6 protein-coding genes are annotated in these 8,272 nt (G+C 68.0%); all 6 read left to right on the top strand.

Annotated elements, in window-relative coordinates; genetic code table 11:
• Nucleotides 1-9: 9 nt before the first annotated feature.
• A complete protein-coding gene (locus BCL79_RS17870) occupies nucleotides 10-1,311 on the top strand; it encodes a serine hydrolase domain-containing protein (protein ID WP_121043520.1) in 1,302 nt (433 codons plus the stop codon).
• Entirely contained in the window at nucleotides 1,308-2,261 is a 954-nt protein-coding gene (locus BCL79_RS17875) for a ribokinase (RefSeq protein WP_121043523.1), read from the top strand. The genes BCL79_RS17870 and BCL79_RS17875 overlap by 4 nt, the downstream gene beginning before the upstream one ends.
• Nucleotides 2,262-2,298: 37 nt before the next feature.
• The gene (locus BCL79_RS17880) at nucleotides 2,299-4,488 is read left to right on the top strand and encodes a formylglycine-generating enzyme family protein (RefSeq protein WP_121043603.1); all 2,190 of its coding nucleotides are present in this window, start codon (nucleotides 2,299-2,301) and stop codon (nucleotides 4,486-4,488) included.
• Nucleotides 4,485-6,350: a glycoside hydrolase family 127 protein gene (locus tag BCL79_RS17885; protein ID WP_259462209.1), complete on the top strand. Its 1,866-nt coding sequence runs from the start codon at nucleotides 4,485-4,487 to the stop codon at nucleotides 6,348-6,350. The genes BCL79_RS17880 and BCL79_RS17885 overlap by 4 nt, the downstream gene beginning before the upstream one ends.
• Nucleotides 6,351-6,550: 200 nt before the next feature.
• Nucleotides 6,551-7,678 (top strand): CaiB/BaiF CoA transferase family protein, encoded by a 1,128-nt coding sequence (locus tag BCL79_RS17890; protein ID WP_259462210.1) that lies wholly within the window; start codon nucleotides 6,551-6,553, stop codon nucleotides 7,676-7,678.
• 16 nt (nucleotides 7,679-7,694) lie between these two features.
• Nucleotides 7,695-8,272, top strand: a 578-nt coding sequence (locus BCL79_RS17895; RefSeq protein ID WP_310793647.1) for a transaldolase family protein, incomplete at its 3' end; no start/stop codon positions are given.

The following is an 8,272-nucleotide window of genomic DNA, read 5'->3' on the forward strand; positions in this document are numbered from 1 at the left end:
GGAGAGCGGATGTACTGGCCATCGCACGGACCGGCCCACGCCCGTCATTGCCGCCCCCGGGCACGCCTGGCCGTGCTCGCGTGGCTGATGCTGGCCGTGGGACAGGCCACGGCGTCGTCGCCGGAACGTCCCGCCTCACCGCCACGGCTGCCGGCGGTCGATGCTCTCCTCCGCGAATCGACCGGCCGCCAGGGCTACACCGGCGCGGTCGCGCTGGTGATTCACGACGGCCGCATCGTGCATGACGCCGGCTACGGTTGGCAGGATCTGGCGCATGCCACGCCCATGCAGCGTGACAGCATTTTCCGCATCTACTCGATGACCAAAACGGTGGCCTCGGTGGCCGCCTTGATGCTGGTGGAAGAGGGTCGGCTGGATCTGGATGATCCGGTGGCGCGCCATCTCCCTGAGTTCTCAGGCCTGCAGGTCTTCACCGGGGGCACCGCCGCGGCGCCACAGCTGCGGCCGGCGAGGCAGACGCTGACCGTGCGGCACCTGCTCACCCATACCGCCGGTTTCGCAGCGGGTGGGGAGGGATTCGAGGCCGTCACCGAGCTGCTGGAACAGCAGCACGTGCAGGCTGCGGACAGCCTGGCCGCCTACACCACGCGCCTGGCCCGCGTGCCACTGGCGACCGAGCCGGGCACGCGCTTCCGTTACGACAGCACGTCGATAGAGGTTCTGTCGCGCGTGGTGGAAGTGGTGGGGGGGCTGCCATTCGAGCAGTTTCTGCAACAGCGCATCTTCCGCCCGCTGGACATGCGTGACACCGGGTTCGTGGTGCCGGTGCGCGATCGCCCACGCGTGGTGGCGTTGACCACCATGGGCGGGCACGGTGATCTGGTGCTGGCCGATGAGGTACATGCACGGATGCCCGGCAGTGCGCTCCGGCCGTATCCAAGCGGTGCCGGTGGTCTGTATTCCACGGCCGGCGACTATGGCCGGTTCGCGCAGATGCTGCTGGACGGCGGCCGCTGCGGCGAGGTGCAGTTGCTTCGACCGTCCACCGTGGCCCTGATGATGCAGAACCAGCTGGTGCACACCGCCTTGCCCCGCCCAGTGACCGAGTTCAGCGATGCCGAGGGCTTCGGCCTGGGCGGTTCGGTGTTGCTGGATCCGGCCCTGAAAGGACGCACCGCTTCGGTGGGTGCGTTCGGCTGGTCGGGCGCGGCCTCGACCTATTACACGATCGACCCGGCACGCCGCCTGGTCGCGATCCTGATGCTGCAGCATCTGCCCGGCGGCAATGACGATCTGCCGCGCATCAGTACGACGTTCTACAACCGCGTTGATGAGGCGATAGACCCATGAGTAGTGCGGCACGTTCCACCGTCCTTGTCGCCGGCTCGGCCAATCTCGATTTCGTGGTGCGCGCCACGCATGTGCCGGCGCCCGGTGAGACGGTGCTGGGCCGTGGCTTCAGCACGTTCCCCGGTGGCAAAGGCGCCAACCAGGCCGTGGCCTGCGCGCGGGCCGGGGGGGCGCCGACACGGATGCTGCTGGCCGTGGGCGAGGATGATTTCGCCGCACCGATCGAGGCGTCCCTGCGCGATGCCGGCGTGGCCCTGTCGACCGTGCGCGATCCTGCGCTGCCTACGGGCACCGCCTTCATCTGCCTGGCCGACAACGCCGAGAACGCGATTACCGTTGCACCCGGCGCCAACCTGGGCCTGCGCGAGGAACACCTGCCTGCGCTGGACGGGGTCGGCTGGCTCTTGCTGCAGCTCGAGACCCCGTTGCCCACCATCACTGCCTATGCCCGCCGCGCCCGCGCGGCAGGGCTCAAGGTCGCGCTCAACGCCGCGCCGGCGCAGGTGCTGCCCGACGCGTTGCTCGCCCTGCTGGACGTGCTGATCGTCAACGAAGGGGAACTCGAGGTGGTGGCCGGTCATCCCCCGGACCTGGCCACCGGGCTGGCACGCGTGCCGGTGCCCTGTGTGATCGTGACCCTGGGTGCGCGTGGCTGCCTGGCCCGGGTGAACGGGGAGGTGCTGCTGCAGCCGGGCTTCCGTATCGACCCCTTGGACACCACCGCGGCCGGCGATACCTTCTGTGGCGCCCTGATCGCTGCGCTGGCGGACCATCAACCGATGGCCGAGGCGTTGCTGGCCGCCACCGCAGCCTCCGCGCTGACCTGCACCCGGCTGGGCGCACAGGCGAGCATTCCCACCCGCGCCGAGGTGCAGGCGCTGCTGGCCGATCCCACGCGCGTTCCCGATGTCGCCGCCCATGCCGCGCTGGTGGCCGGGTACGCGCGCTGATGTACCTCCTTTCCGTTTCCTGCTGGATGCCTTGCCCATGACCACGCCGTATCAGAGCCCCGACTACGACACCGATGCAGCCGACTACGGGCGTGAGGCGATCCGCACCGAGTACAAGTTCTCGCACGTGACCACCGGGCGTTACCTGCCGACGCCCGGCAAGGCGCCGGCGTGGCCCTTCGCCGATATCGGCAGCTGGATGATCGATGCCAATGCCAGCGCGGGCGATTGGCTGGAAGAACTCAAGGACTGGCGCCGCGAGCACCTGGTCCGGATCGGCTACACCGATGTGAACTATCGTCGTCCGGAGCTGCAGTGGGCGCAGCGCAACTTCGTGCATGCGCAGATGATGGTCGAGGACCGCTACTTCTTCGATGCGGCCACCGGGCAGTACACCGTCGATCGGTATCTGGACGATCTGACCGCACGGTTCGGCGGGCTGGATTCGGTGCTGATCTGGTACATCTACCCCAACATCGGCATCGATGACCGCAACCAGTTCGATCTGGCGCATGACATGCCCGGCGGCCTGGCGGGATTGAAGACAGCGGTGCAGGCCTTCCAGAAGCGCGGCGTCAAAGTGTTCCTGCCGGCCAAGCCGTGGGACCACGGCACCCGCGACCCGGGCGTGACGCACTGGGATGGGCTGGCCGAGATCGTCAAGGCGGTCGGTGCCGATGGCATCAACGGCGATACCTTCAACGGTGTGCCGCGGGCGTTCTTCGATGCCTGCGATGCACGCGGCAATCCAGTGGTGGTGCAGCCAGAATCCACCATCAGTTCCGAAGAGCAGTTGATCTGGAACGTGCAGAGCTGGGGCAAGAAGGCGCCCGATGGCCCGGTGCCGCCCGTCTCCAAGTGGAAGTGGCTGGAGCCCCGCCATATGGTCAACTACGAGAACCGCTGGGGTCGCAACCGTAATCACGACCTGCAGTACTGCTTCTTCAACGGCATCGGCTACAACGCCTGGGAGAACATCTGGGGCGTCTGGAACCAGTTCACCCCGCGCGATGGTGAAGCGCTGCGCCGGATCGCCACGCTGTACCGGCAGTTCCCGCAGCTGGTGGTCTCGATGGACTGGGAGCCGTACCAGGTCTGCCTGCAGGGCGGCATCTTCGCCAGCCGGTTCCCGGGCGAGGGGATAGCGCTGCACACGTTGATCAACCGCAACGAGTACGCCGTGGACGGCGAGCAGATCGCGCTGGCGCATGCACAAGGCACGCGTTACTACGATGCGTGGCATGGCCGCGCGTTGACGCCGCGGGTCATCGACGGCGCGGCGTACATCGCGCTGCCGATGGAAGCGCGCGGCTTCGGTGCGATCCTGAGTGTGGCTGCATGTACCGCGGTCGAGGGTCTGGACGATTTCCTGGCGGCGACCGCCGAGCGCGCGCAGCAGCCCCTCAACAGCTACTCCGCCGCGTGGAAGGCCGCTCCGCAGGCGCTGCTGGCGATCGCCAGCACGCCCCCCCAGGCCGAGGCGCCGAGTGGGATGGTCACGATCCCCGCCGGCGAGTTCCTGTTCCAAGTGGGCGGTATCGAGATCGAAGGCTTCACCTGGGCCGGCCTGGATGTGCAGTACCCGTGGGAAGACTGCGCGCGCCGCCACCATCGCCGGCGCATGGCGCTGCCTGCGTTCCACATCGATCGCCACCCGGTCACCAACGCCGCGTTCAAGCGCTTCCTCGATGCCAGCGGCTACCGGCCGGCCGATGACCACAATTTCCTGGCCGACTGGAAGGACGGCGCGCCGCGTGCGGGCTGGGACAACAAGCCGGTTACCTGGGTCTCGATCGAAGACGCCCGTGCCTATGCGGCGTGGGCCGGCAAGCGGCTGCCGCATGCGTGGGAATGGCAGTACGCCGCGCAGGGGACCGACGAGCGCCTGTACCCGTGGGGCAACGCGTGGGATGCCAGCTGCGTGCCGCGGGTCAATCGCGGCCGTCGGCTGACGCCGCCGGCCGATGTCGATGCGCATCCGCAGGGGGCCAGCCCGTTCGGCGTGGAGGACATGGTCGGCAATGTGTGGCAGTGGACCGATGAATTCAGCGATGCGCACACCCGCGCAGCGGTACTCCGGGGGGGCAGCAGTTATCAGCCGCAGACCTCGCACTGGTACTTCCCGCAGGCCTACCGCCTGGACCAGCACGGCAAGTACCTGTTGATGGGGCCGTCCAAGGACCGCTCGGGCACGGTCGGCTTCCGTTGCGTGGTGGACGCGGCATGAACCGTCTGCATCCCGCCGCCCGCGGCATGACGTTGGTCCCGCCACAGCAGGTCACGTTGCAGGGTCTGCTGGGCGACGCCCTGGCGGCGAACCGCAACGGGCGCCTGAGCACGTTCATCGTTGATGAGCACAGTGCGCCGATCAGCATCTTCGGCCAAGCGCACAAACACCAGAATCATGAGGGCGACTGGTACGGCGAGCACGCCGGCAAGTGGCTGTCGGCCACGGCACGCGCCGTGGCCCAGGGCGGACAACCACCGCTGGAGGCCGCGTTGCGCCGCGTTGCGGATTGGTTGATCAGCCAGCAGGACGATGACGGGTATCTTGGCAACTATGCGCCCGAGCGCCGCTTCACCGTGCCGCAACCGCCCAAGCCGGAGAGCTGGAACGGTGAGCCGGCGCTGCGCACCTGGGACATCTGGACGCACAGCTATCTGATCCTGGGCTTCCTGGAAACGTGGCGCGCGCTGGGCAATGCGGCCTATCTGCAGGCCGCGTGCCGGATCGCCGATCTGTGTTGGCAGGCGCTGGAATCGGGAATCGACATCACCACACTGGGCAACCACCACGGCATGTCCGCCACGGTGCTGCTCGATCCAGCGGCGGATCTTTATCTGGTCACCGGCGAGCCGCGCTACCTGGCGCTGGCCGAACGCATCCTGGCACAGGCCAACGCCAACCCGCGGCTGGCGCTGCTGGACAAGGCGCTGGCCGGTGAGGATGCGGCCTTCATCGCAACCGGCAAGGCCTATCAGCTCAGCTGGAACCTGGTCGGGCTGGCCAAGTTGTACAAGGCCACCGGGCATGACGACCATCGCCGGGCGCTGGATCAGCTCTGGCACAACATCCGCGAGCAGCACCTCACGCTGGGCGGCGGGCCGTGGGGTGGGGTAGCGCACCGGTCGCGCGAGGTATTCAACGCGCCGCGCACCTTCTTCCCGCAGGCCTACGTGGAAACCTGCTCGGTACTGGCGTGGATGCAGCTCAACCGTGAGCTGCTGGCCATCACCGGCCACGCACGCTACGCCGACGAACTGGAGCGCACCGCCTACAACGACCTGCTGGCGGCGATGGCCGCCAATGGCGAGGACTGGTGCTACTACACCTATCCCAACGGCCGGCGCGTGCACACCACGTACTGGCGCTGCTGCAAATCCAGCGGCGCGATGGCCGTGGAAGAACTGCCACAGGTGGCCTATGGCATCGCAGCCGATGGTGGGCTGCGGGTCAATCTGTACGGGCCGGGCGAGGCCACGCTGCTGCACGCGCAGGCCGGTGCGGTCACCCTGCTGCAGGCGACCCGATTCCCCTTCGAGGGTACGGTGACGATCACCGTGCTGCCCGAGTGCGTCGCCGAGTTCAGCATCGGCGTGCGGCTGCCGGGCTGGGCGACAGGTGCACGGATCGAGGTCAACGGACAGCCCGAGGCGGCCGAGGCGGGCGCGGATGGGTTCGTGCACGTGCAGCGCACCTGGCAGTCCGGCGACACGCTCTGCGTGCAGCTGCCGATGCAGCCACGCCTGCACCGGGCGGCCAACATCAACGTGCAGGAATCGCGCGCGCCGGATGGCTCGCCGGTCGCGCAGGAGGTCCTGCGCTGGGAGTACGTGGGGCTGAGCTACGGCCCGCTGGTGTATGCCACCGGCCTGATCGACGGGTACAAAACCGATGAGACGGTGCGCTTGCCGGACCGGCCACCCTCGCAGTGGCTGCAGGTGGGCGACGACACGGGCGAGGGCGCGCCGATCACCGTGCAGTTGGAGTGCCGCGGCCCGCTGACGTTCGAACCCTACTACCGGTGTGGTGGGCGCGATCACGGCAGCTGGCGGTTGAGCTGGCTGTCGCTGGCGCCTTCGGGCTGACGTCTCGGCGGGGTTCGGCGGCGGTGGTGCCGCCGACGCCGCAGCGTGCTTTTTGTCCACCCAGAACATACCCACACGATCTGTTTCTTCCCGTTGGCCAGGAGGAAACTTCCCTCAAGGTATCGAGTGTATTGACCATGACCGGAAGCAACCCCAGTTCTCCATTCGCCATCGCCCAGCGAGAAGGTGCCACCGGACCGTTGAGCGGCATTCGTGTGCTGGACCTGAGCGCGTACATCGCCGGTCCCTACGGCTGCACGCTGCTGGCCGACCAGGGCGCGGAGGTGATCAAGGTGGAGCCGCCGGTCGGCGACAACCTGCGGCGCTATCCCTCCACGCTGGAGGCCGAGAGCCGCGCATTCCTCGGTGTGAACCGCTCCAAGCGCGGCGTGGTGCTGGACCTGAAGCAGCCTGACCAGCGTGCGGTGCTGATGCGCCTGGTGCGCGAGGCGGACGTGCTGGTGCACAACTTCCGGCCGAGCGTGCCGGTACGCCTGGGCATCGATTTCGAGAGTCTGCACAAGCTCAACCCGCGCCTGGTGTATTGCTCGGTCACCGGCTACGGCGAGCAGGGGCCGCTGAAGGAGAAGGCAGGGTACGACCAGGTGCTGCAGACCATGACCGGCATGTGCACGATGCAGGGCAAGACGGGCGGCGCCCCGGAGATCCTGTACGGCTCGGTGGTCGATTACTACGCTGCCGCGCTGGTGGCGGCCGGTGTGTCATCGGCGCTTTACGAGCGCGAACGCAGCGGCGAGGGCCAGTTCGTGGGCGTGTCGCTGCTGCGCAGTGCGCTGACGATGCAGTCGGCGCGGATGGTCTGGGCCGAGGGCGAGCCGGCGGCGGTGGGCCGCGATATGCGCTCGGGCGGTGTCACCGGCATCCATCCCACCGCGGACGGATATCTGTACATCTCGGCCAATACCCCGCGCTTCTGGCAGGCATTGTGCGAGCGGATCGGGCGACCAGAATTGGCGGCCGACGCGCGGTACGACACCGTGCGCAAGCGCGCCGCGCAGGCCGAGGTGCTGCTGCCGCAGTTGCACGCCGCACTGGCCACGCGCAGCGCGCTGGCGTGGGAAGCGTTGTTCGGCGAAGAAGTGCCGTGCGCAGCGGCACGCCAGGTCGAGGACATGTTCGAGCATCCACAGGTGCAGGCAGAGCAGATGATCACGTCGCTGCCGCACCCGCTGCTGGGCAGCTACCGCGGCATCACCCGGCCGATCGTATTCGGCCGCACACCCGGCCCGGAGCCGTTCGCCGCGCCGGTGTTCGACCAGGACACGGCAGCGGTCAGCGCGCTGCTCGACGCGTGCTCTGATGATTGATGCCAAGGACTCCGCCATGACGTCGCTGTCCAGACTCTCCCAGCTGCGTGATCTGTCCGTGGTGGTTGCCGATACCGGCGACTACGAGGCGATCAAGCGCTTGAAGCCGGTCGACTGCACGACCAACCCCACCCTGGTGAAGAAAGCGCTGGACCTGCCGGTATACGCCGATCTGATCGAGAACGCGCTGGCCTGGGGCCGCGGGCAGGCGGGCGAACGCGAGACCATCGTGCACGCGGTGGCCGATCGGCTGACCGTGGGCGTGGGCACCCTGCTCAGCACGCTGGTGCCGGGCCGGGTCTCGACCGAGGTCGATGCCGACCAGGCACATGACACCGCGGCCACGGTGGCCAAGGCGCGCCAGTTCATCGCCATGTACGAAGCGGCCGGCGTGCCGCGCAGCAAGGTGCTGATCAAGATCGCGGCAACCTGGGAAGGCGTGGAAGCGGCGCGCCAGCTGCAGGCCGAAGGGATCGACTGCAACCTGACGCTGATCTTCAATCCGACCCAGGCGCTGGCCTGCAGCGAGGCCGGGGCGTTCCTGATCTCGCCGTTCGTGGGCCGCATCCTGGATTGGTACGTGGCCAACGGCCA

The organism is Stenotrophomonas rhizophila (assembly GCF_003651185.1).
GTDB lineage: Bacteria > Pseudomonadota > Gammaproteobacteria > Xanthomonadales > Xanthomonadaceae > Stenotrophomonas > Stenotrophomonas maltophilia_Z.

Coding starts and splice junctions, on each gene's coding strand:
- BCL79_RS17870 (WP_121043520.1), top strand. CDS start 10: ATGTACTGGCCATCGCACGGACCGGCCCACGCCCGTCATTGCCGCCCC.
- BCL79_RS17875 (WP_121043523.1), top strand. CDS start 1,308: ATGAGTAGTGCGGCACGTTCCACCGTCCTTGTCGCCGGCTCGGCCAAT.
- BCL79_RS17880 (WP_121043603.1), top strand. CDS start 2,299: ATGACCACGCCGTATCAGAGCCCCGACTACGACACCGATGCAGCCGAC.
- BCL79_RS17885 (WP_259462209.1), top strand. CDS start 4,485: ATGAACCGTCTGCATCCCGCCGCCCGCGGCATGACGTTGGTCCCGCCA.